Here is a 23,122-nt window from a genome sequence, read left to right on the forward strand (position 1 = left end):
AGGACAAGCGTCAGGAAAACAGTAATGCCCCCGGTGCCGACACAGCGAAAACGCCGATATGCAGTCGATCTGGTCGACCTGCATAGCCTGTGTGAGACCAATTATGTGCGTCTGCTGAGGGTATTTCCAGATTATGAGGCGAGCAACGAGCGCGGGTTCATCGCGGGTGACGCGAAAGTTCGCATCGACGTCACCGAACGTAGCCGCTACACCACCACGTTCAGACTGTTGAAACTCGGACCCTTGGCGGCACCCTTTGGCGCCGTCACCGTGGACCTCCGAGCTTACCACGATGCCCGTATGGCGGAAGTCATCGGTTTCCAGCGTCATCGATTGGTGCGGGGTCGTTATCAGTATCCGAACGATTATATGTATAGCCGGGACGAGCAGGCGCAACAAAATCGGTTTGTTGCCGAGATGCTGTCGTTTTGTCTGGCTGAAGGACGTACGGCAGAGGTGGCGCTACCTGAGGGACTCGAGTGACGGGAGTCGGTTTACTCCAGGGGGTAGAGGCGAGGCAGTCCGGCGCCACGCTAAAGCTCCTTCAAATCACCGACACCCACCTGATGCAGCAGCGGGGAGGTCGTCTGCTCAATGTCGATACCGATGCATCGTTATCGGCAGTCGTGGCACTGGCGTCTCAGTCCCTACCCGCGGATGCACTGCTGATTACCGGGGACATCGCCGGTGCCGGCGCTGGTGACGCCTACTACCGGCTCGAGGAGGCGTTGTCGCCTTTGCAAGCGCCGAGCTTCTGGTTGCCGGGTAATCATGACGATGGTCACGCCTGCGCCGATGAGTTGAGCTGGCACTTCAAACGTCAGGTCATCTTCCCTCACTGGCAGGTATTAATGCTCGATTCACAGGTCAGAGGTGAAGTCGGCGGTATACTGGCGCAAGCCGAACTTGACGCACTGGTTACGGCGGTCAGCGAATCCAATGCAAGCGGGCGGCATTTGTTGGTGGCATTGCATCATCCGCTGTGGCCCCTGGGTTGTGATTGGCTGGATTCACAGCGTGTCGCGAACGCTGATGACGTCGCAGCTTGCCTTGAAATGGCAGAGAATAAAGTCGTGGTGATCTCGGGGCATGTTCATCAGGAGAGCGACGCGATCCATCGAGGCGCTCGCTACCTCACCACACCATCGACCTGTATACAGTTCGCGAAATATTCGCCTGATTTCAAGGTGGATGACTCCGGTCCGGGATATCGCTGGCTTGATTTACAGGCGGATGGCTTTGTCTCAACCGGCGTGGAGCGTGTCACCGAAGTGAGCTTCCCGGTGGACCTCGATTCGGATGGCTACCTGTAAATTATCCGTCAGCTATTCGGCAAAGCATTGTATTCTCCCGAGCTACAGCAATAGGAGGTCGGTAATCCGTTTATGAGCCAGTACAACGCAGATGCCATTGAAGTACTCACAGGGCTCGAGCCGGTGCGCAAGCGCCCGGGTATGTATACCGACACCACCCGACCCAATCACCTCGCGCAGGAAGTCATCGATAATAGCGTTGATGAGGCGTTGGCGGGCCACGCCGATCAAATCGATGTCACCCTGCACGCTGACGGGAGCATTACCGTTGTCGATAACGGCCGGGGTATGCCGGTAGATCAGCATCCTGAGCTGGGATTGCCGGGAGTCGAGGTCATACTGTCGACCCTACATGCCGGGGGTAAGTTTTCGGATACCAACTACCAGTTCAGCGGAGGGTTGCACGGGGTTGGTGTTTCGGTAGTCAATGCCTTGTCGACCTACCTTGAGGTGACCATCCGGCGCGATGGCCAGATCCACCGCATGCGCTTTGAGGGGGGTGATAAGACCGGTGACCTCGCGCCGATTGATACCTGTGGTAAGCGCAATACGGGAACGGGCTTACGTTTTCTTCCCGACCCCAGCTACTTTGATTCTGCCCATTTTTCATTGCCGCGCCTGAATCACGTACTTCGTGCCAAGGCCGTATTGTGTCCGGGCCTTCGCGTAACGCTGTTTGATGAGAAGAAAAACGAGAAGGCCGAGTGGTATTACGAAGACGGCATCGCCGATTACCTGGCCGATGCCACGATTGATTATCCGGTAATCCCAGAAAAACCGTTTACCGGGAGTTTCAGCGGGCCCACCGACGCCGTGGACTGGGCGATCCAATGGTTGCCCGAGGGCGGGGAGGTGCTTGCCGAGTCTTACGTCAACCTGATCCCCACCGCGCAGGGGGGGACCCACGTCAATGGACTGCGATCGGGTTTACTGGAGGCAATGCGCGAATTCTGCGAACTGCGCAACCTGCTGCCCCGTGGTGTCAAACTGACACCAGAAGATATTTGGGACCGTTGCGCCTATTTGTTGTCCTCGAAGCTCGCTGATCCCCAATTTTCCGGTCAGACCAAAGAACGATTATCTTCCCGTGAGGCGGCGGGTTTCGTCTCGGGTGTGGCGAAAGACGCGTTCAGCCTCTGGCTCAATCAGCATACCGGTGACGCCGAACTGCTCGCTGAGCTGTGTATTAACCGGGCTCAGGCCCGCCTCCGTTCCGCGAAAAAGGTGGTTCGAAAAAAGGTTACATCGGGCCCCGCGTTACCGGGAAAGCTCGCCGATTGCACCACTGAGGACCCCGCCCGGGGTGAATTGTTTCTGGTGGAGGGTGACTCCGCAGGGGGTTCAGCCAAGCAGGCGAGAGACCGCGAGTTTCAGGCCATTCTTCCGCTGAGGGGTAAGATCCTCAATACCTGGGAGATCGATTCGCAGGAAATACTCGCATCACAGGAGGTGCACAATATTTCTGTTGCGCTGGGAATCGATCCGGGCAGTGATGATCTGGACGGGCTTCGCTACCACAAGATTTGTATTCTCGCGGATGCGGATTCCGACGGACTACACATTGCAACGCTGATTTGTGCCTTGTTTCTGCGCCATTTTCGACCGTTGGTTCGCGCAGGCCACGTGTTCGTTGCCATGCCACCGCTTTACCGGATTGATGTGGGTAAGGAGGTTCACTACGCCCTCGATGAATCCGAAAAAAATGGTGTCCTCGAGCGGCTCCAGGCCGAGAAATCCCGGGCCAAGCCCAATGTACAACGCTTTAAGGGCCTGGGTGAGATGAATCCACCCCAGCTTCGCGAGACCACTATGGATCCCGACACTCGTCGTCTGGTACAGCTGGTACTGGAGTCTGACGACGACACCAACAGCACCTTCGACATGCTGCTTGCGAAAAAGCGTGCCGGTGATCGAAAAAGCTGGCTCGAATCCAAGGGCGATCTCGCCGAAATCGTCGCCTGAGCGGCGCTACTGAATTCGTGATCTGGCGCCGGTAAGCATCGCCAAACCACGGTGTGCCATTGCCCGGCTCTCCAGTTGTACTACACTGAGACGAACAGACACCACCGAGGAATTCACCATGCAACAGGCTATCTTCATCGCAGCTGCACTTCTGGCTTTCAGTATGTCGGCGCTCGCCGAGTGGTCGGTGCAGCCCGGTTCAACCGTTGGTTATGTCTCCGTGAAAAATAATGCCATCGCCGAAAATAACCGATTTAGCACGGTCACCGGCGGCATCGATGGCGAGGGGCAGATCCGCATCAATGTGGACCTGGGATCGGTGCAGACCGGTGTCCCGATCCGCAATGAGCGCATGCGCGATAAGTTCTTCGAGATCGCGAGTTGGCCCGAGGCTGTGATTACGGCACAACTGGAGCCCGCGGACATCGCGCACCTCGATGCCGGTGTCATGGTAGAGCGTGAACTGGCGCTGAGTGTTTCCCTGCACGGCTCTCAGACAGTGGTTAATGCAACGCTGCGCGCGATGCCGGCAGAGGCCGGCGTGCGTGTCAGTACGGTGGAGCCGGTTATTCTGAACGCCGATGATTTTGGGCTCGGGGGTGGCGTCGCGATGCTGCAGGAGCTTGCCGGTCTTCAGGGCATCAGTCGCGCCATTCCTGTCACCGTCGATCTTATGCTGACGTCGGACTGATCAGTTAACACCCGCCTCGGCGGCAATAGCCCCCCACTGGGCCCGATAGCGCCCTTCGCGCTGGTAGTCCCCTGACTGCTGCGCGTAATTAATCAGTGCAAACAGCACCTGAGGGTTCCCCGGAAAATCCCGGTTGAGTGATTCGAGCTCGGCGATTGCCTTGTCTGGTTCTCCCGTATCGTTCAGCGCTATGGCGTAGACATAGCGATAGTTAACGTCGTCGCTATCAAGACGCGCGGCGGTTTCGAGATGTTCCAGTGCTTCGCTGGTTCGGCCCTGCCTTACTGCCATGAGGCCGAGGGCATGATGAAATGGCGCCGGTGCCGATTCGTCCAGCTGTCCCTCGAGCAGTTTCTGCGCCTCATCGGCGCGCCCCGTCTGGCGCAGTAATTCGGCCAGATTGAGGCTGGCGGCCTGTAGATGGGGATTGATTTCCAGCGCTTTGCGCAGCTGCTGCTCGGCCAGGGAGTTATCGCCGCGGTCGCGCCAGTAGTTCGACAACTGCAAGCGCACCGTAGGCATATCCAGGTGTTGGTTTTGGACCTGCTCATATTCACTGAACAGCGCCTTTAATGGCGCGAGATCCTTGTCCCGCAATTCGGTAACCGGTGTGGCGGCCAACAAGGATGCCACCGTCATTCGCACGCTGAGAATCGGATCGTTCACCAGTGTGCGCAGGGCGAGATAGCGCTGTCGGGGTGGCAATGATGACAGTGTCTGCGCGGCATTCATCCGAATCAGTGGCGAGCTCGAGCCCAACAGCATGGCGATGGTCTGGCCGGCGTCCGGCGCGCCTAAACCGGTGAGGCGAGAAACCGCTGATGCTTTGATGATGTCGGGGACTGCCTCGCCATCGACCAGGGCTTTCAGGGTTGGCAACGCACGCACATCGCCGGTATCCGCCTGATGAAACGCAGGCCCCGGGTTGATCGCGGCAGGTTGTGTTTCTACGCCCCAGCCCCGAAGACTATCGAGGGCCCACGAGTCGGTTTGATCGTCATGGCATTGGGTGCAGGCGTTCGGGCTGCCGGTTTTCAGTGACACGTCGGGCCGCGGGATGCGCATACTGTGATCCCGCCGCCAGTCGACCCCCATGTAAACCTGTGGCGCCATGTGGCAATTGGTGCACTGGGCCCCTGCACTGGCGACCGGGTGCCGATGGTGGTTTTCGTTGTCGTATACCGACGCCTTGTGGCATTGACTGCAAATGGCGTTGCCTTCGGCGCGCAGCTTTGCGGTATGGGGCTCATGACAGTTGCTGCAGACCACGCCGGCCTGGTGCATCTTGCTCTGGACGAAGGAGCCGTAGACGTAAACCTCGTCGCGGATCTGGCCGTCGGGCCAGTACAAGGGCTGATCGAGGGTCGCGAGGCGGTGGGTGTCCAGGAGATCAGCACCGTAGTGATAATCCCCGAGGGTGCCGCGCCGGGCATGACAGCGCCCGCAGTTGTCGATTTGGGTGTTGCTGTTCAGCGGTTCGCTGCGACTGGCGATAGCCTCTTTGGAAGTGTGTACCCACTGACCCCTGGCTGCCAGTGATAGTGCGAATCCGGCGTGCTCCGCAGACTCCAGCGCCTGCTTATGGGCGAGACTGACGTGGGTCTTCCCGGGCCCGTGGCAGGCCTCGCAGCCGACATCGATTTGATCATACCGGGTGGTGTACTCATCCTTTACGGCATCGTAGCCTTTTACCACATTGGTGCTGTGGCATTCCGCGCATCGTGCATTCCAGTTGTGGTAAATGCCGGTCCAGTGGAGAGGGTCACCCGCTGGGATAGTCTCGTTTTCCCGCTCATAAATGTGGTACCAGCGCTGTCCACCCCCGGCCTTCGGTCGTGAATCCCAGGCGATGCTCAAGGCCTGAAGACGCCCACCGGGAAGGGGTAATAACAGCTGCTGCAATGGTTCGACGCCGAATACATAGGCTACTTCGTAGGTCTGCATCTCACCGCGGGCATCATCGGTGCGCACCAGAAAGCGATTACCGTCGCGGCTGAAGGTTGTCGTTACCTCCCCATGGGTGAACTGTGCGTTATCAAAATCCCCGAGTACGGTTTCGCTTGTTGCCTCTTGCATCGCCAGATCATGGTGTGATCCTGTCCAGCGCTCGATAATGTCGTCGTGACAGCCCGCGCAGGCTGCGTTGCCGAGGAAGCCTGTGGATTCATTGGCGGAAACGTCTACTGCCAGCAACAAGGCGCTTAACAGAGACAGTAATGGGCAGCAGCGATTGAGTATTCGGCGAACGGTCATGTTGTTTCGCTTAAAGGACGGAGGCATCAAAGGGTAGCGCGATTGCTCTAAACCTACCCATCGACCGATTGTGCATCACCACCCGCGATAAGCGATAGTGGCGATGAACCGAATTACCCGCCGCCGCGTTACAATTTCCCGAGTCGATGGAGAGAGTGTTACGTGAAAATAGGTATTTTGAAAACCGATGCCGTGCGTCCCGAGTGGGTACCCGAATTCGGTGAATATCCCGATATGTTTCAGCGGCTTCTGAGCGCGGAGGATCCCTCCCTGGAGTTTCGTGTCTGGGACGTTGAGGCCGGCGAATTTCCCGAGGGGCCCGACGAGGCCGATGTCTACTTGATTACCGGCAGTAAAAGCAGTGTTTACGAGGATAAGGACTGGATTCGCAGGCTTGAGCAGCTGGTTCGAGATCTACTCACCGAGGAACGCAAGGTTGCCGGTATCTGTTTTGGTCACCAGCTGATTGCGCAGGCATTGGGCGGCCGGGTACAAAAATCGGAGAAGGGCTGGGGTGTAGGATGCCATCGTTACGATATCACCGACCCTGAACTGACCGATGATCAGGGCAAACAGCTGCAGTTACTGGTATCGCACCAGGATCAGGTCATGGCAGCGCCGGAGGGCGCTACGGTGACGGTGCGCAGTGATTTTTGCCCGATGGCGGGTCTGAAGCTGGGCGACAAGGTCATGACATTCCAGGCACATCCGGAATTCGTCCCAGGATATTCCGAGGAAATTATGTCCTACCGCTATGATCAGATTGGCGCGGATAGGGTTGCCGAAGGTCGCGACAGCCTCCAGCAGATGAGCCATCAGGGTGATCGCGTCGCGCGATGGCTACTGGACTTTTTCCGAGGCTGATTACCAGCTGCCGGTATTCTCCATGGAGGCCCAGGGCTCCTGGGGCGGCAGCGAGTCGCCCGCCTGAAGCAGTTCGACCGATATTCCGTCCGGCGAGCGTATAAAGGCCATGTGGCCATCCCTCGGGGGGCGGTTGATCGTCACTCCCCTCTCCATCAGCTGCTGGCATAGCTCATAAATATTGTCGACGCGATAAGCGAGATGGCCAAAGTTGCGTCCTCCGTCGTAGTCCTCCGGATCCCAGTTGTGGGTGATTTCAACCATAGGCCCCTTGCGCTCGCGAGCCAGCGCCTCATCGTCAGGTGCCGCCAGGAATACCAGCGTGAATCGGCCTTGTTCGCTGTCGTAGCGGCTGATTTCAATCAGGCCCAGCTTGCCGCAGAAAAAATCGAGCGTCGCATCGAGGTCCGATGCCCTGATCATGGTGTGCAGGTATTGCATTACTGTCCCTCCAATAAATTTGATGCCCTATGGTAAAGAACCTGGGCGACGAGTGGGTTACACTCCGCGGCCCTTTCGATCAATGGTTCCTATAGTAGCTTTATGTGGTTCAGAAACCTTCGCCCCTACCGCCTTCCCAGCCGCCTTGGATTGAGTACCGAGGCACTTGAGCAACGGCTGTCCAGCAAGCCCTTTGCTCCCTGTCGGCCGACCCAACCCCACAGCGTGGGTTGGGTGGGAGCGCTGGCCGATAGTGCGACGGCACTGGTTCACGCGGCGGGGCCATTCTGGCTGGTGCGGTTGCAGCGGGAGGAAAAACTATTGCCCGCCGCGGTGGTACGCGAGGAGGTTGGTGACCGAATTGCCCAGATCCAGGCCGCCGAAGGACGTAAGGTATTTCGCAAGGAAAAAATGACGCTGACAGACGAGGTCACCATGGACCTGATGCCGCGGGCCTTTTCCCAGCGCAAGTCCATCGAGGCCTTGATGGATGAGCGCAATGGCTGGCTGTGGGTCAATCACGCCAGTGCGCCTAGGGCGGAAGACCTGCTGGGTGCCTTGCGTGACGCCCTGGGCAGTTTGCCGGCGGAGTTACCGGATACCCGACACTCCCCCGCGCAGACCATGAGCCAATGGCTGTTGCAGGGAAACCTGCCGGCCGGGCTGCAACTCGGTGCCGATGCCGATCTCGCCGATCCCCAGGAAGGCGGCGGCGAGGTTCGTGCGCGCAGCATGCTCCTTGATTGCGATGAAATTCGGTCTCACCTCGAGTCGGGCAAACTGGTGCAGCGCCTCGCGCTGGAGTGGGATGAGCGGGTCAGTTTTGTGCTCGATAAGGATCTCACTATTCGACGGCTCAAGTTTGATGAACAGCTGGTCTCCGCCAACGACGATATCGAGGAAGACGAACTGGTGCGCCGTGATGCAGATTTTCTGCTGATGAGTGAAACCATCAGCGAGTTACAGACGCTGCTGGTCAAGAGCTTTGGCGGCCTTTCGGAATGAGTGACGCCATCCCTCGCCCGGGGCGCTATCGCCATTACAAGGGCAAGGACTATATTGTGCTGGATACTGCGACTCACTCGGAGACCGGCGAGCAGCTCGTGGTCTACCGGCTGGACTACGGCGATTATTCGCTGTGGGTAAGACCGTTGGCGATGTTTATGGAAACCGTCCAGGTAGACGGTGTCGATCGTCCTCGCTTTGCGTACATCGGTCCCGCAGACTGAAGCAGGATGCGCCGTTCTAGCCCGCATACTGCACCAGCATGCGGGCCCATTGTTAGCGCAGGCTTTTGTAACAGGGTGACCGTCAAACCACTGCTTTGCTACCAATGCCGCCGCTTGCCTGTATCTCGCTGGTTCCCGCACGCCCTGGACGCGCATACTCCCTGCAGCGTAGCTACGGCTACGCCTCCGGTCCCGAGCACGCCCAGGGCGCACGAGCCCTGCGCGAGCTATCAGGCAACGGGTGCAATTTTCAGGCTAGCGGGGTTCCCAGTTGCGGGACATTTCCAGATAGAGAAACGATGCGGTCCAGGTGATCAGCACAAAGCCGGTGAGTGACTCCACGCCGGCGAGCCACCGGATTTGGCCGTGGGGGCTGATATCGCCAAAACCTACCGTGGTAAATGCAGAGAAGGAAAAGTACACGTAATCGCTTGCGGTCCCTTCGAAGGCGCCGCTCAGTCCGCCAAACCCCCATTTTGCGGATAGAGAAAAGGCAACCGCAAAAATAAACACCTCGATGGTATGCGCCATAACGGCGCCGGCGACCCCCGCAATAATTCTACTGCGGGCTGAGAGCGGAAGTCTGGGTAAGCCACGGTATAGACGACTCAGCACCTCGTAATGCAATCCGATTGTGGTGACCACCGTCACCACATTCAGTAACAATCCAAGAAGCAGATGTGTCATCGGCCGGATAGCACTCTTGGCAGAAAAGTGGGGTTCGACTGCAGTACGCAGAAGACTTTGCCGCTGCGCACCGAGCAAACCACTGTGGGCGATATCGGTACAAAAAAGATGGTGCCCGGGGGCGGAATCGAACCACCGACACGAGGATTTTCAATCCACTGCTCTACCAACTGAGCTACCCGGGCAAGGTCTGAAGGCCGCGTATTAAACCTGTGGCGGCCGCTGCCGTCAAGTCGCGCTGGGCACCTCGTCCCCCGCTGTCCACGTGGCGTCGCTTTTTGCGGTCTCAGGAGCATGATCAGCACTGAAGGTGGCATAAATCGCGGGTAGCATCACGAGAGTGAACAGGGTTCCGATCAACATGCCCACGACCAGGATGAAGCCGATGCTGTTGCGCGCTTCGGCCCCGGCGCCTGTTACCAGCACGAGCGGGAAGTGACCGAGTACGGTAGCTCCTGTGGTCATCAACACCGGCCTTAAGCGAGCTTCTGCAGCGGCGCGGATGGCGTCGAACTTATTAAGGCCCGAGATTTGCGCCTGGTTGGCGAATTCAACAATGAGAATGGCATTTTTCGCGACCAGCCCCACCAGGGTAATCAGGCCGACCTGCGAATAAATATTGATGGTACTCAGGCCGACAAAGGTGATGACCAGCGCCGCGAACAGCGCCAGTGGCACCGAGCCAAGCAAAATGATGAGCGGATCCCGAAAGTTGTTGAACTGAATGGCCAGAACAAAGAACACCAGCACCGTCGAGATCATTAAAACGCTCAGCATGGTGTTGCCTTCGCTACGAATTTCACGGGATTCACCGGTGTAGTCGACCATGTAGCCGGGCGGCAACAACTCCTCGGCTTTTTTCTCGAGATGCGCGAGCGCCTGTTCTTTGGTGATGCCCGGTATGACCCCACCGTAAACCTTGAACGCGTTTTTTTGCTGGAAGCGAATCAGCGCCCGTGGCCCGGTGGCGCGTTCCAAAGTGACCAGTGTTCCCAAAGGCACTAAATCACCCGATGGAATTCGGATAGGCATATCCAGCAACGTTTCCGGTGATGATCGCTGATTTTCCGCCAGCATCGGGATAACACGGTAGGCGCGTCCGCGATCATCGTAACGGGTGACGTAACCCTCAGAGGCCATCAACCCCAGTTGACCGGCAACTTCAGAAAGATCCATCCCAAGATCGGACACCCGCTGCTTGTCGATAATGTACTGGCCCTGAACGAGGTCTACTCGCAAGTCAGTGTCAGCAAACATAAACATGCCGGACTCTCTTGCGGCGTTAACCATGGCCTGGGCATGGGGAAGCATTTCTTCGGCGCTATCCGATGAGGTAATGGCGATCTCAACATCAAACTGACCGGCGGTAGGCAGACTGCTGTCGGCCGCCGGGAACGCATTCACCCGCGGCAGGGATTTCATATCCGAATATATTTCCGGAATTAACTCCTGGATGGAGCGGTCGCGGTCTTCAAATGGAACAAAATCCTGACCACCAAACCCGCCGGACGGGAGTATGATTTGCCATGTGCTCGTCGCTTCGGGGTAGTCCGACATCATGTCGACCACACTCTCAAACCCTAACAGTGAATTGTCGATCGCTGACTCAGGTGCTGCATCGACCACGATGGTAAACCCGTCCTGGTCTTCAATGGGTGCGAGTTCCTTGAGCGAGAACATATAGAGAGGCAGGCAGAGCAAACTAAAAAATACGCCGGCTGTAATCAATTGCTTGCGGTAGCGTAGTGCCCAGTCGACCACCCGGCTGTAGAGTTCAGCGGTTTTGTCGAAGCGATTGTTGACGAAGCGGGTCGACGCCGACTCGTGGCCGCTATCGGGACAGACCCAGGCGCTCATAATGGGAGAGAGCGTTATCGCGACGAATCCGGAGATCAGTACAGCGACTGCCAGGGTGAATGCAAACTCGCGGAACAACACGCCGGTCAGGCCTGAGAGGAATCCAATGGGCGCGTAGACCACGGCAAGGGTGAGTGTCATCGCGATAATCGGTGAAAGCAGCCGTCTCGATGAAGCCATTGCCGCTTCTTTTCTACTCATACCTTCGCGCAGGTTGCGCGCCACGTTCTCGACCACGACGATAGCGTCATCAACCACCAGCCCCACCGACAACACGATAGCGAGAATGGTCAAAAGATTAAGGGAAAAGCCCAGCAACATCATGGCGGCTGTGGCACCCAACAGGGATATGGGAATGGTCAACAAGGGTACTAGGGCGGTTCTGAACGAGCCCATCAGCGCTACAACGACCAAGCCGACCAAAATAATGGTCTCACCAAGGGTGATAGCAATTTCGCTCAGGGCATTACGCATATAGTCGGTAACGTCGTATCCGATGAAAATTTCAAGGTCATCGGGAAGTGTTTTATTGATATCTTCGACCGCCTCGTAAATGCCGTCGGCGACTTCGATCTCAGAACTGCCGGGCACCGGATAAATGCCTACCCAGATCACCTTGTCGTGAGTAAACCGCCCGAGAAGTGAAATCTCCATGGATCCAGGTTCGATACGTGCGACGTCGCCGAGTCGCACCTCGACACCGTTTTCGCGCTTCACCAGCATTCGGGCAAAGTCTTCGGCATTACGGGCAGTGGTATTGATCTGTAAATCAATCTGCTGGTCGCTGTTTTTGGTTCGACCCACGGTGCCGATCACATTATTGCGTCGCAGGGTATTTTGGACGTCAGAAGCGTCGACATCCAAAGCCGCCATCCGTAGCGGGTCGAGCCAGATTCGCATCGCGGCCGGTATGCCCGTATTGAGGGCTCGCTGGACGTTCTCCACCGCGGTAAGACGCGGCAAGACGTCTCGCTGCATGAGATCGGTAACCTCTGCAGGCGTACGATTTTCGGGTATGGCGATGGCCAAATAGTAGCTGGCGTAGGGGCTGTCCGCGCGAACTACCTCGATCGCCGGGTCTTCGGTGCCATCGGGGAGTTCAAATCGAATTTGGCTGAGTCGGGTGGAAAGTTCCGCAAGGGCATCAGTACTGCTCTCATTGAGTTCCAACCAGACGGTTACCAGACTCGAGCCACTGGTCGTGAGCGACTCGACATAGTCAACACCGGGGATACTGCCGGCAACCCGCTCAATGGGCTCACTGACAAAGCCGCGAACGGTTTCCGCACTGGCACCGGGATAGGCGGTGCGAATTTCCAGCGAAGTACTCTCAATGACGGGAAATTCGATGACCGGGAGATCGATGGCGGACTTGATGCCTGCGAGTAATAGCCCGAAAGAAAGCACCACGGCAACCACGGGGCGGTTAACAAATATATCGGTCCAGCGCGGCTTGTTTTCCGGCGCAATCAATTCTTCGTTAGTACTCATTTTCCCGACCTCGCTGGGCTTGCAACGGCGACCAGTGCGCCTTCATACAGTTTAAACGCACCTTGAACAGCGATCCTGTCGCCACCCTCAATATCGCCTACCAGAAATATCTCACCGTTTTGCTCGCCGAGAACAGAGACTTTCCTTAACACCGCCGTGTGGTCCTGGAAGGAGTCGGGCTCGGCATCGATGATTTCGAAGACATGTGGCCCGTCCATGTTCCACCGGACCGAGTTATTGGGTACGCGGAAGGCATTCCTGTTCCGACCACTGCGAACTTCGACGTATACCAGCTCCCCATGGCGAAGCGCCGGCCCGGTAATCTTCGCTCGAACATCAAAGGCGCGAATACCAGCGGTCAATGCATCGGCTACCGCCATCACGGTTGCCTCGCCAACCAGTTGATCATCGATATCGAAGATGCGTACCGTATCCCCCTCGCGGACCATGGCAACGCCCTGCGGCACCTTGAAATCGATCCAGCGCTCGTCCTCCAAGCCCGTGAGTGTCGTCAGGAACTCACCGTCCTGCATGATGTCACCAACCGACTGGGTATAAATGCCCAACCTGCCCGCGAAGGACGCTCTTATCACAAGGCGACGCATCCGGGCTTCAAGGGCTGCCCCCTGCGCCTGCAGTGACTGGGATCGCGCCATTAGCGTGTCAAATTGATCCTGGGATGCCAGTGACTGACTTTTCAGCTGCTCGATGCGCTTGAGCTGGGTGCTGACCAATTTTTGTTCTGCGGCTACAGCCTCACGCTGCGCTGTCAGATCTTCATCAAACAATTTGAGCAAGACGTCGCCGGCTTCGACCACACTGCCTGCAGGATGCGGCAGCTCAATGATGCGCCCGGTCTCATCGGCGACCAGATTGACAAACTGGGGTGCTCGGACCGTGCCGGTGAGTCGCCTGACGGGTGTCCAGTCGGTCTCTTCCACCTGGGCCACGGTTACCGTCTCATAGGGGGGTGGGAACGCCGCAGCGGCAGCCATCGCCGACGAAATCTGCAAATACTTGATGCCGCCAAGGGCGATCGTAACGACCACACAGACGGATAGGGTGATAAGCCAGGCTAGAATTCGCATTGTGTGTCTCTAAAAAGGTGTTGATGCTTGGGTGTCATGGCGTGATGTCGCTACTGTGCAGGCGGCACATAGCCCTCTGCTTTATCGTATTCCTCGCCCGCGAAGAACTTGTCCATTTCCCGCTGTAAATACTGGCGGGCCTCCGGGTCCATGAGGCTCAGGTGCTTTTCATTGATCAGCATGGTCTGATGCGCCTGCCATTCCTGCCAGGCCTTTTTCGATATCGAATCAAAGATCTCCTGGCCTTTGGGGCCGGGCAGGGGCGCCCGTTCAAGACCCTCGAGCTCCGCCTGATATCGCCGACAAAAAACTGTTCTGCTCACGCTTTATCTCCCTGCGAGGTGTTGGGCAAGTGCCCCTGTTCGGCCAGCAGTTTGGCGACCGGCGCGGGGATCCCCCCAGGCAGTGATTGGGTAAATTGGTGCCATTTATACTCGGTGGGCTCGGAAACGGATGTATGGGCGGTGCTGAGCCGGATTCGCAGCGGTGTAATCGCTAGCCGGAAATGGCTGAAGGTATGCTCAATCATGGGTAATTGCTCGACCTCCGGGTCCACCACACCAAACCGCTGCGCCAGGTTTTCGAGTTCCCCGCGGTCCGGGCTCTGGGGCAGCGACCACAGGCCGCCCCATATCCCGCTTGGTGGTCTTTTTTGTAAAAGTACCGCTCCGGTGTGGTCGACCACCAGTGCAAAAAATGCAGACCGGGTCGGCGTTGTACGTTTTGGCTTCTTGCCCGGATATTGCTCGGGATCACCGGCCCTGCCCGCATGGCAGGTGTCAACCAGGGGGCATACCAGGCATTGTGGCCGCCGGCGCGTGCACAGTGTGGCGCCAAGATCCATGATCGCCTGGGTGTAATCGGCAACGCGGGTGTTGGGCGTGTGCGCCTCGGCGTGGCCCCAGAGCTCTGCGGCGACCCCGCTTTTGCCGGGCCAGCCGTCCACTGCGTGATGACGGGCCAATACCCGCTTCACATTCCCATCGAGAATGGGTGCGCGCCCGCCCATGGCGATACTGATAATGGCCCCCGCCGTGGACCGGCCAATCCCCGGGAGCGTACACAATCCATCGACGGTGTCGGGAAATTCGCCCCCCAGATCCCCGGTGACCATCTTCGCGCCGCGGTGCAGGTTCCGAGCCCGGGCGTAATAGCCCAGCCCGCTCCATAGCTTGAGCACATCGTCCTCGGGCGCCGCGCTCAGTGCCTCCACGGTGGGAAATTCACCCATGAAGCGCTCGTAATAGGGAATCACGGTCGCAACCTGGGTTTGTTGCAGCATGATTTCCGAGATCCAGACTCGATAGGGCGTGGTGTCGGTCTGCCAGGGCAGATCTTTTCGCCCGTGGTCGTCAAACCAATTGAGCAGGCGACTCGCCAGGGTACGGTCGGTAGGATGTAAAGTATTCACGTGATAAGCCCGGTCGCATTCGCGATGATTCGGGACACGACTTTCTATACAATTCGCCGCCTAGTGTAACGCGATGGGTGTGCCTTCATCGCCTGGGAGCGAATCATGACCGAAAACCCATCTTCAAAACGTAGCGCGAGTATCAGGCGGGATACCCTCGAGACCCAAATTCAGGTCGATCTCACCCTCGACGGCACGGGCGCGGTGCAGTTCGACACGGGGGTTCCGTTTCTCGAGCATATGCTCGACCAGATTGCGCGCCACGGCATGATGGACCTGACCGTCAATGCCCAGGGCGATTTGCACATTGATGCCCACCACACCGTCGAGGATATAGGCATCACCCTTGGCCAGGCCTTTGCCGAGGCGGTCGGTGACAAAAAGGGGCTGGTTCGCTACGGGTACGCTTATGTGCCTCTCGATGAGGCGTTGTCACGGGTGGTTATCGATTTTTCAGGCCGACCGGGGCTGACCTACCACGTTCCTTTTACGCGGGCGATGATTGGCACTTTTGATGTCGATCTGTTTGTGGAGTTCTTCCAGGGCTTTGTCAATCACGCCGGTGTGACGCTGCATATCGACAACCTTCGCGGACACAACTCGCACCATCAGGCCGAGACGGTCTTCAAGGCCTTTGGCCGCGCCTTGCGAATGGCGCTCGCGGAAGATCCGAGGATGGCTGGGGTAACCCCGTCTACCAAGGGAGTACTGTGAGCCGGTGACGACCCGGGTGGCGGTAATCGATTACGGCATGGGGAACCTGCACTCGGTGGCGAGTGCATTGACCTGTGCTGGCGCCGATGAGGTGGTGGTCAGCAATGATCCCAAAGCTATCGCCGCGGCGGATCACGTGGTGTTCCCGGGTGTGGGTGCCATCCGCGACTGCATGCATGAAATTCGCCGACTGGGCTGCGACCAGCTCCTGAAGAGCGCGTTGGATGACCCTGACAAGCGCGTGCTGGCGATCTGTGTCGGTATGCAGGCGCTGATGACCCACTCCGAAGAAAATAACGGGGTCGATACCCTGAATCTGATTCCGGGGCAGGTGCGCTATTTTGGCGCCCACCATCAAACTGCCGATGGCGAGCGCCTCAAGGTGCCCCATATGGGGTGGAACCAGGTTACCCAGGTTGTACCGCATGCGCTGTGGGACGGTATCGAGGATCAAACCCGGTTCTATTTTGTGCACAGCTATTACGTGGATCCGGACGATGACGCTGTTGTATGCGGCCGGTTCGACTACGGCGTAAATGCTTGTGCAGCGCTGGCCCGTGATAACTTGTTTGCCGTTCAGTTTCATCCCGAGAAAAGCCACACTCCCGGTTTGCGACTGCTCTCCAACTTCTTGGCGTGGGATGGATCATGCTAGTAATACCAGCGATTGACCTGAAAGACGGCCACTGTGTGCGTCTGCGACAGGGGCTTATGGAGGATTCCACGGTTTTTTCCGAGGACCCGGTCGCCACTGCCAGACGTTGGGCCGCTGAGGGCGCACGGCGTCTGCATCTGGTGGATTTGAACGGGGCTTTTGAGGGTGAGCCGGTTAATGCTGCAGCGGTTGAAGCGATTGCCGCCGAGCTACCCGAGCTTCCTATCCAGATCGGTGGTGGCATACGGGATCTGGCAGTGATCGAACGGTATCTCGCCGCCGGCGTCAGCTCGGTGATTATTGGCACGCTGGCAGTCAAGCAGCCGGCCTTTGTTCGCGTCGCCTGCCGCGAGTTTCCAGGCCGCATTATCGTCGGTATCGATGCCAAGCAGGGTATGGTGGCGACCGACGGGTGGGCGGAGGTCAGCGATGTTCGCGCAAGCGAGCTGGCGAAGCGCTTTGAGACCCACGGTGTCAGCGGCATTATCTACACGGATATCGCTCGAGACGGCATGATGCAGGGTGTCAATGTCGAGGAAACGGTGGCGTTGGCGCGATCCACTTCAATCCCGATTATCGCCTCGGGTGGCATTACCCATATCGATGACATTCGCGCCCTCGCCAACCATGCCCGGGAAGGTATATCGGGCGCGATCACGGGTCGCGCGATTTACGAGGGAACCCTCGACCTTGCCGAGGCGCAGGCTCTCGCCGACCGTATGATCGACCCGGAATAATGGGACTCGCAAAACGAATCATCCCCTGTCTCGACGTCGACTGCGGACGGGTTGTCAAAGGCGTCAACTTTGTCGGGATCAGGGACGCCGGTGACCCGGTAGAAATCGCGAAACGGTATAACGAGCAGGGCGCCGATGAGGTGACCTTTCTCGATATCACCGCCAGCCATGAAGGCCGGGATACCACCGTGCATACGGTGGAACAAATGGCCCATGAGGTGTTTATTCCCCTGACGGTGGGCGGCGGTATTCGAAGTGTCGATGATATCCGTACCATGCTTAATGCGGGGGCGGACAAGGTCAGCATCAATACGGCGGCGATCCACGAGCCCACCCTGGTGGCTGACGCTGCTGCGCGCTTTGGTTCCCAGTGTATCGTGGTCGCCATGGACGTGAAGCGCGTCAATCAGGCTGACGGCACTCCCCGATACGAGCTGTTCACCCATGGTGGGCGCAACCCGACCGGTCTTGAAGCCGTGTCCTGGGCGCGCAGGATGGCTGAGTTGGGCGCCGGAGAGATACTGCTAACCAGTATGGATCGCGATGGCACCCGCGATGGGTTTGAGCTGACCATAACCCGCATGATCAGTGACGCGGTGGATATCCCTATTATTGCCTCCGGAGGCGTGGGCACGCTGCAGCACCTCGCCGATGGGATCACCGAAGGGGGTGCTGACGCGGTACTCGCAGCCAGCATTTTTCACTTTGGCGATCACACGATTCCCGAAGCCAAGGACTTTATGGCGAATCAGGGAATCGAAGTCAGGCGCTGAGGAAGGCGGCACCCGGTCAAGGCCGAGGCGGGCACGAGTTGTACCGCACTGGGTAAGCGCGGCAATGCCTGCGCCAACACCTTGAGAGTCTCGGGATAAGGATGACCAATGGCGACGGCGTCACCCGCATGTAGGGCGATGCTGACAGCCTCCAGCAGTTGATTTTCTATCTGCACCGGATCGCGGGTGTTATCGAGGAAAACCGAGCGCTCCGTATTGGGTACGGCCATGGCTGTTGCCACGTCCGCGGCCACTGACTCGGCGGTGGTGCGTGAGTCGATAAAAAACATCGAGTTATCCAGTACGCGAGCCATGAATCGCTCCATTAACGGGCGATTGGTCGTCAGTTTGCTTCCCATATGGTTGTTAACGCCGGTGGCGCCGGGTACGGATAGCAGGGCGGCGTCGATAGTGGCCTCAAAATCGTCATCGGCCAGCGCGGTGGTGAGGACAACCGGATCCGAAGGTGGCACCTTGGTCGATTCCATGGGCATATGCACCATGATTTCCTTGCCCTGTTCCACGCCGACCGTGGCGATTGAGTGAGCGTGCGGGGTATGGGGGATAATCGATAGCGTCAATGGAGCGGGTAAATTAGCGGCATCGAGGCCGCGATTCAGGGAGTAGCCGAGGTCATCGATAATAATGGCAAGCCTCGGGTGACTGACCTCGTTACACGCGGTAGCTATCGGTGCAAACAGCGCCAGCGCGAGCCCGAGGACACGGTACTTCACTCGTCAATGGCTTCCGCTGCCAGCGTTTCCGCGGGCTTTTGGCGCCCAGCGAGGAGGTTGACGCCGCGCAGCATGGTCAGCGCCTCGTAGAGCTGATTGTCGGTTTCCTGGAGTGCGGCGATGGATTCGCTCTCGGTGTCGAGAACGTCGCTGCCACCATCGAGACGGCCCGCCAGGTCTGATTCCTTAATGCGCCGCGTGCTCTCAATGCTGGTCACCTTGGCCCGCTCAACGACGATATCGGGCACGATTCCCTCTGCCTGAATCGAGCGACCCTCGGGGGTGTAATAGAGTGCGGTGGTGAGTTTAACCGCCCGGTTTTCCGAGACCGGAAGCACGGTTTGTACCGACCCTTTACCAAAACTGCGTGTACCCATAACAATGCCACGGGCGCGGTCCTGAAGCGCGCCAGCAACGATTTCAGAGGCGCTGGCGGAGCCCCCATTGATCAGGACCACAATCGGAGCACCTCCCAACGCGTCCCCCGAATTGGCCTCAAACCTTTCCTTGGCAGAGCGATGGCGGCCCTCGGTGTACACCACAAGCCCCCCGTCAAGGAATGCGCCGGCGACATCGACACTTGCGCCCAATACGCCGCCGGGGTTGTTGCGTAAATCCAGAACCAGGCCCTCGAGTGCCGAATCGCTCTGCAGCCTGGCGAGCGCGTTGGCGACATCTTCACCCGTATTGCGCTGGAATTGAGCGATACGCAGATAGCCATAGCCCGGAGCGAGCAGCCGACTGCGCACGCTCGCCACCTTGATAACATCCCGGGTAACGGTAACGTCGAAGGGCTGTGGTTCCCCGGGGCGACCAATTTCAAGGGTCAGGTCACTGCCGGTCGGGCCGCGCATGATGTCGACGGCCTCGTTTAACGTCAGGCCTTTAACGGGGGTGCCGTCGAGTTTGAGAATGATATCGCCGGCCTGCAGCCCGGCTTCTTCGGCGGGGGAGCCGTCAATCGGCGATACGATTTTAATATAGGCACCTTCTTTACCGATCTCGATGCCCAGCCCCGAAAATTCGCCCTCGGTGGTGGTCTGTAAATCGTCGTAGTCGGCTTTATTCAGGTACACCGAATGCGGATCAAGACCTGTGAGCATTCCCTGGACCGCGTACTCGAACAGCGTGCTGTCATCGATGTCTTCGACATAGCCCTGACGAATCTGATTGAACACATCGGCAAACATCTGCAGCTCCTGAAGCGGCAGCGCCGATTCTGGCGGCATTGTGCTGTGTTCACGGATCTCTGGTGACGGCATTTCGTCACCGTCCTGAGCCTGGACGTGTATCGCGTTGCCGCCCAAAAAGGCAGCTGCAGAAAGAAACGCGAATGTTTTTCGCAGATTTTGCATTGAAACGGTTATCTCCCGGAACAGGCGAAGCGTTATGTTACCCGATTGTGGCGATAGTTCCTGCTAGCCCGGAACCCACTTCCCGGGATCAACCGGATCGCCGTCCTTGCGGATCTCAAAATAGAGCGCCGGAAAAATAGCCCCACCGCTGGCGCCCACCGTGGCGATGGTGTCGTCGGGACTTACCCAATCTCCCACCTGCTTTTGCAATGTTCGGTTCTGACCATAGAGGCTGAGCCAGCCGTCCCCATGATCGATGATCAGCAGCAAGCCATGGCCCCGCAGCCAGTCGGCATAAACGACCCGTCCGAAGTAAATGGCCTTGACGTCAGCGCCGCCTCGGGCGGGAATTATCCATCCGCGCCAGCGCATATTGCCGGCATTGCGCTGTTCGCCGAAGCGATTACGTGGCTTACCGTCGACGGGACGCTTGATAGCGCTGCGGGATTTTACGAACGGAGGATAATCTCCCGGTGCCTTCATCACCGGGACCGCGCTCTTCAGTTGGCTGAGCAGGTTGGTCAGCCGCTTGCGATCTCCCTCGAGTTTGGCCATGCGATCGCCATCGCGACCGATCTGGCGCTCGATTTCAGCTACCGTTTGCTCGCGCTTCTTTCTCAGTGCCTGAGACCTGTCGCGCTGGGAGGCCAGTTGACGCCGGTCGGAGTCGAGGGCGTCCCGCGTCACCCTGATAGCACTCGCATTGGCCGCCAGCTTTTCCGCCAGTCCGCGCAGACGCGCGATTTGTTCGCCCCGGGAGTCGAGCAGTAGTTCGTAATAAGCGAGATTTCTCGCAACGCGCTGGGGCTCCTGATCACCGAACAGGATACGAAGACCGCCGCCCTGTTGTAGCGACCAGAGATTGCGTAAATCGCTGTTAAGCGCCTCTTTTTCGGCGGTGACTTCGTCTTCCAGTTGTATACGTTCTGACTCCAGACGCTCAAGTTTGCTGGTCTCTGCATCGATCGATTTGGCCACCCTCGCCAACTGTTTGTCGAGGCGATTGATATCAAGCTCCGTCTCCCGGAGACTGACCTGCAGGGCATCACGCTGATCTTCCTGTGCCTGCATTCGTTGCTGGATTTTTTTGATTTCGGACTTTAGCTGCTCGAGTTGATCCGCTGTGGCCTGCTCATCATCGGCCAGCACCATCTCGGACAGGGCGATGCCAAGCACCAGCGCGAGGAGAAGGCAAGAAAACAGGGAGCGGCTTGGCGGGGAGGCTTTCACAGGGAGTGCGTTGTGCTGTTGTCAGCGATGCAGCAGGCTTTCGCCCGTCATTGCCAGCGGTTGTGGTAGCCCCATAAGTTCAAGCACCGTGGGAGCAATATCGGCAAGAATACCGGGCTTCGCCGAAAGTTCAGCGGCGCGCGCACCGATATAGATAAAGGGCACGCGCTCGGTTGTGTGCTGGGTGTGTGGTTGTTGGTTGTCGTAATCGAGCATTTGCTCACAATTGCCGTGGTCTGCGGTAACCAGTCCTTCTCCACCGGTCGCCAGCAATGCTTTCTCTACGCGCCCGATACACTCGTCGAGTACTTCGACCGCTTTGATGGCCGCGGGGTAAACACCGGTATGCCCGACCATATCGCCGTTGGCGAAGTTAACCACGATAAAATCGTAGCTACGGGATTCGATCGCCTCGACAAGCTGATCGGTTACCTCGCGGGCGCTCATTTCAGGTTGCAGATCGTAGGTGGCAACATCGGGGGAGGGGATGAGCTTTCGGGTCTCACCGTCGAACTCGGACTCCCTGCCGCCGCTGAAGAAGAAGGTGACATGGGCATACTTTTCGGTCTCTGCTATACGTAATTGGGTCTTACCCTCCTTTGCAATTATTTCGCCGAGGCTGTCGATGACGTTATCCGGGGGAAAGGCCACGGGACACGGGAGGGAGGACGCGTACTCGGTTGTGGTTACGAAATGGCACTTAGGCCAGTGAGTCCGCTGGAAACCGGAAAAGTCGGCGCTGAGAAAAACCTCGCTGAGTTGGCGGGCGCGATCAGCCCGGAAATTCATAAATAAAACGGCATCGCCATCATTAATAACGGCGGATTCACCGATGGCGGTGGGTGTTACGAATTCGTCGTTTTCACCCCGCTCATAAGCCTGATCAAGCCCGCTGAGTGCATCGGTGGCGCTGGCTTCCGAATCGCCACTGGTGAGCAATCGATAACTGCGCTCGATTCTATCCCAGCGGTTATCGCGGTCCATGGCCCAGTACCGCCCATGAATAGTCGCGATTCGACCCGTGCCCAACTCGTCGAAAACCGCCTCGGCGGCTTGCAGGGAGGCCCTGGCGCTACGCGGTGGTGTGTCCCGGCCATCGAGGAAGGCGTGCAGATAAACCTCGCGCGCGCCCCTGCTGGCGGCCAGGCGCAGGGCTGCAAACAGGTGGTTCTCATGGCTGTGAACCCCACCTGGGGAGAGCAGCCCCAGAATATGTACCGCTTTGTTCCCGGACACGGCGCTGTCAATGGCGTCGGTGTAAGCTGAATTGGTCTCGAAAGAACCGTCTTTCAATGCTTTGTCAATCCGGGTAATCGATTGATAAATAATTCGACCCGACCCCAGACTCATGTGTCCGACTTCCGAGTTTCCCATCTGCCCCTCCGGCAATCCCACATCAAGACCTGAGCCGGACACGAGGCTGTGTGGTGCCTCCTGCCAAAGGCGATCAAGAACGGGAGTATTGGCAGCGCGGACCGCATTGTGATCTTCCGAAGTGCGATGACCAAAACCATCGAGAATCATAAGTACGGTGGTCTTTTTGCTGATATCGGCGTTAGTCATGGGTGTTTTCGCGGGCGGTTTTCGGGAAAGGTTGCAGAGTGTACCGCGGTGCCGTCGGAGCGTGAAATCGGTAA

At 58.0% G+C, this 23,122-nt stretch carries 22 protein-coding genes and 1 tRNA gene; 11 read left to right on the forward strand and 12 right to left on the reverse strand.

The window, feature by feature from the left end; translation table 11 throughout:
- Positions 1-24: 24 nt before the first annotated feature.
- The 4 genes from NOR51B_RS04870 (at position 25) to NOR51B_RS04885 (ending at position 3,966) form a co-directional block, all read left to right on the forward strand.
- On the forward strand, positions 25-483 hold the full coding sequence (locus NOR51B_RS04870) for a DUF1249 domain-containing protein (protein WP_009019548.1): 459 nt from the start codon (positions 25-27) through the stop codon (positions 481-483).
- The gene (gene cpdA, locus NOR51B_RS04875; protein ID WP_009020783.1) at positions 480-1,313 is read left to right on the forward strand and encodes a 3',5'-cyclic-AMP phosphodiesterase; all 834 of its coding nucleotides are present in this window, start codon (positions 480-482) and stop codon (positions 1,311-1,313) included. The genes NOR51B_RS04870 and cpdA overlap by 4 nt, the downstream gene beginning before the upstream one ends.
- A 72-nt stretch (positions 1,314-1,385) precedes the next feature.
- Positions 1,386-3,275, forward strand: a complete 1,890-nt coding sequence (parE, locus tag NOR51B_RS04880; RefSeq protein ID WP_009021509.1) for a DNA topoisomerase IV subunit B — start codon at positions 1,386-1,388, stop codon at positions 3,273-3,275.
- A 118-nt stretch (positions 3,276-3,393) separates the two neighbouring features.
- Positions 3,394-3,966 carry a YceI family protein gene (locus NOR51B_RS04885; protein ID WP_040481791.1) on the forward strand — a complete coding sequence of 191 codons (573 nt, stop codon included), beginning with the start codon at positions 3,394-3,396 and terminating at the stop codon, positions 3,964-3,966.
- Here NOR51B_RS04885 and NOR51B_RS04890 read toward each other — a convergent pair whose 3' ends face one another.
- On the reverse strand, positions 3,967-6,219 hold the full coding sequence (locus NOR51B_RS04890) for a tetratricopeptide repeat protein (protein ID WP_009019432.1): 2,253 nt from the start codon (positions 6,217-6,219) through the stop codon (positions 3,967-3,969).
- Between the two features lie 162 nt (positions 6,220-6,381).
- Between NOR51B_RS04890 and NOR51B_RS04895 the strand changes: the two genes are divergently transcribed.
- Positions 6,382-7,083 carry a GMP synthase gene (locus NOR51B_RS04895; protein ID WP_009020673.1) on the forward strand — a complete coding sequence of 234 codons (702 nt, stop codon included), beginning with the start codon at positions 6,382-6,384 and terminating at the stop codon, positions 7,081-7,083.
- Here the strand turns inward: NOR51B_RS04895 and NOR51B_RS04900 are convergent, their stop codons facing one another.
- Positions 7,084-7,524: a VOC family protein gene (locus NOR51B_RS04900; RefSeq protein WP_040481793.1), complete on the reverse strand. Its 441-nt coding sequence runs from the start codon at positions 7,522-7,524 to the stop codon at positions 7,084-7,086. It lies immediately after the preceding gene.
- Positions 7,525-7,626: 102 nt separating this feature from the next.
- Here NOR51B_RS04900 and NOR51B_RS04905 point away from each other — a divergent pair, with 102 nt between their 5' ends.
- Together NOR51B_RS04905 and NOR51B_RS04910 are read left to right on the forward strand one after the other, a co-directional pair.
- On the forward strand, positions 7,627-8,529 hold the full coding sequence (locus NOR51B_RS04905; protein WP_040481796.1) for a recombination-associated protein RdgC: 903 nt from the start codon (positions 7,627-7,629) through the stop codon (positions 8,527-8,529).
- Positions 8,526-8,753 carry a DUF1653 domain-containing protein gene (locus NOR51B_RS04910; RefSeq protein WP_009019415.1) on the forward strand — a complete coding sequence of 76 codons (228 nt, stop codon included), beginning with the start codon at positions 8,526-8,528 and terminating at the stop codon, positions 8,751-8,753. Before NOR51B_RS04905 ends, NOR51B_RS04910 begins: the two co-directional genes overlap by 4 nt.
- A 255-nt stretch (positions 8,754-9,008) precedes the next feature.
- On the opposite strand, the gene NOR51B_RS04915 is transcribed toward NOR51B_RS04910, so the two are convergent.
- From NOR51B_RS04915 to mutY, 6 genes are all read right to left on the reverse strand, one after another.
- Positions 9,009-9,440, reverse strand: a complete 432-nt coding sequence (locus tag NOR51B_RS04915) for a potassium channel family protein (protein ID WP_009019826.1) — start codon at positions 9,438-9,440, stop codon at positions 9,009-9,011.
- 109 nt (positions 9,441-9,549) lie between these two features.
- Positions 9,550-9,625, reverse strand: a tRNA-Phe gene (locus NOR51B_RS04920).
- Positions 9,626-9,668: 43 nt separating this feature from the next.
- Entirely contained in the window at positions 9,669-12,788 is a 3,120-nt protein-coding gene (locus tag NOR51B_RS04925) for an efflux RND transporter permease subunit (protein WP_009020866.1), read from the reverse strand.
- Entirely contained in the window at positions 12,785-13,876 is a 1,092-nt protein-coding gene (locus NOR51B_RS04930) for an efflux RND transporter periplasmic adaptor subunit (protein ID WP_009019792.1), read from the reverse strand. Before NOR51B_RS04930 ends, NOR51B_RS04925 begins: the two co-directional genes overlap by 4 nt.
- 50 nt (positions 13,877-13,926) lie before the next feature.
- On the reverse strand, positions 13,927-14,199 hold the full coding sequence (locus NOR51B_RS04935; protein WP_009020522.1) for an oxidative damage protection protein: 273 nt from the start codon (positions 14,197-14,199) through the stop codon (positions 13,927-13,929).
- Positions 14,196-15,287, reverse strand: a complete 1,092-nt coding sequence (gene mutY / locus NOR51B_RS04940) for an A/G-specific adenine glycosylase (protein WP_009020494.1) — start codon at positions 15,285-15,287, stop codon at positions 14,196-14,198. The genes NOR51B_RS04935 and mutY overlap by 4 nt, the downstream gene beginning before the upstream one ends.
- A 105-nt stretch (positions 15,288-15,392) precedes the next feature.
- On the opposite strand from mutY, the gene hisB reads away from it, so the two are divergent.
- From hisB to hisF, 4 genes are read left to right on the forward strand one after another with little or no spacing between them, the layout of a single operon-like run.
- Positions 15,393-16,001, forward strand: coding sequence for an imidazoleglycerol-phosphate dehydratase HisB (hisB, locus tag NOR51B_RS04945; protein ID WP_009019284.1), 609 nt, complete (start codon positions 15,393-15,395; stop codon positions 15,999-16,001).
- 4 nt (positions 16,002-16,005) lie between these two features.
- On the forward strand, positions 16,006-16,656 hold the full coding sequence (hisH, locus tag NOR51B_RS04950; protein WP_009020483.1) for an imidazole glycerol phosphate synthase subunit HisH: 651 nt from the start codon (positions 16,006-16,008) through the stop codon (positions 16,654-16,656).
- On the forward strand, positions 16,650-17,393 hold the full coding sequence (gene hisA / locus NOR51B_RS04955) for a 1-(5-phosphoribosyl)-5-[(5-phosphoribosylamino)methylideneamino]imidazole-4-carboxamide isomerase (protein ID WP_040481797.1): 744 nt from the start codon (positions 16,650-16,652) through the stop codon (positions 17,391-17,393). Before hisH ends, hisA begins: the two co-directional genes overlap by 7 nt.
- Positions 17,393-18,166 carry an imidazole glycerol phosphate synthase subunit HisF gene (hisF, locus tag NOR51B_RS04960; protein ID WP_009019666.1) on the forward strand — a complete coding sequence of 258 codons (774 nt, stop codon included), beginning with the start codon at positions 17,393-17,395 and terminating at the stop codon, positions 18,164-18,166. The genes hisA and hisF overlap by 1 nt, the downstream gene beginning before the upstream one ends.
- Here the strand turns inward: hisF and NOR51B_RS04965 are convergent.
- The 4 genes from NOR51B_RS04965 to gpmI form a co-directional block, all read right to left on the reverse strand.
- Positions 18,142-18,900 (reverse strand): divergent polysaccharide deacetylase family protein, encoded by a 759-nt coding sequence (locus NOR51B_RS04965; RefSeq protein ID WP_009019973.1) that lies wholly within the window; start codon positions 18,898-18,900, stop codon positions 18,142-18,144. The genes hisF and NOR51B_RS04965 overlap by 25 nt on opposite strands.
- A complete protein-coding gene (locus NOR51B_RS04970) occupies positions 18,897-20,255 on the reverse strand; it encodes a S41 family peptidase (protein WP_009019821.1) in 1,359 nt (452 codons plus the stop codon). Before NOR51B_RS04970 ends, NOR51B_RS04965 begins: the two co-directional genes overlap by 4 nt.
- A gap of 63 nt (positions 20,256-20,318) precedes the next feature.
- Positions 20,319-21,485 carry a murein hydrolase activator EnvC family protein gene (locus tag NOR51B_RS04975; RefSeq protein ID WP_040481798.1) on the reverse strand — a complete coding sequence of 389 codons (1,167 nt, stop codon included), beginning with the start codon at positions 21,483-21,485 and terminating at the stop codon, positions 20,319-20,321.
- Between the two features lie 21 nt (positions 21,486-21,506).
- Positions 21,507-23,048: a 2,3-bisphosphoglycerate-independent phosphoglycerate mutase gene (gene gpmI / locus NOR51B_RS04980; protein WP_009020259.1), complete on the reverse strand. Its 1,542-nt coding sequence runs from the start codon at positions 23,046-23,048 to the stop codon at positions 21,507-21,509.
- Between the last annotated feature and the right edge of the window lie 74 nt (positions 23,049-23,122).

It is taken from the genome of Luminiphilus syltensis NOR5-1B (assembly GCF_000158175.1).
GTDB classification, from domain to species: Bacteria; Pseudomonadota; Gammaproteobacteria; order Pseudomonadales; family Halieaceae; genus Luminiphilus; species Luminiphilus syltensis.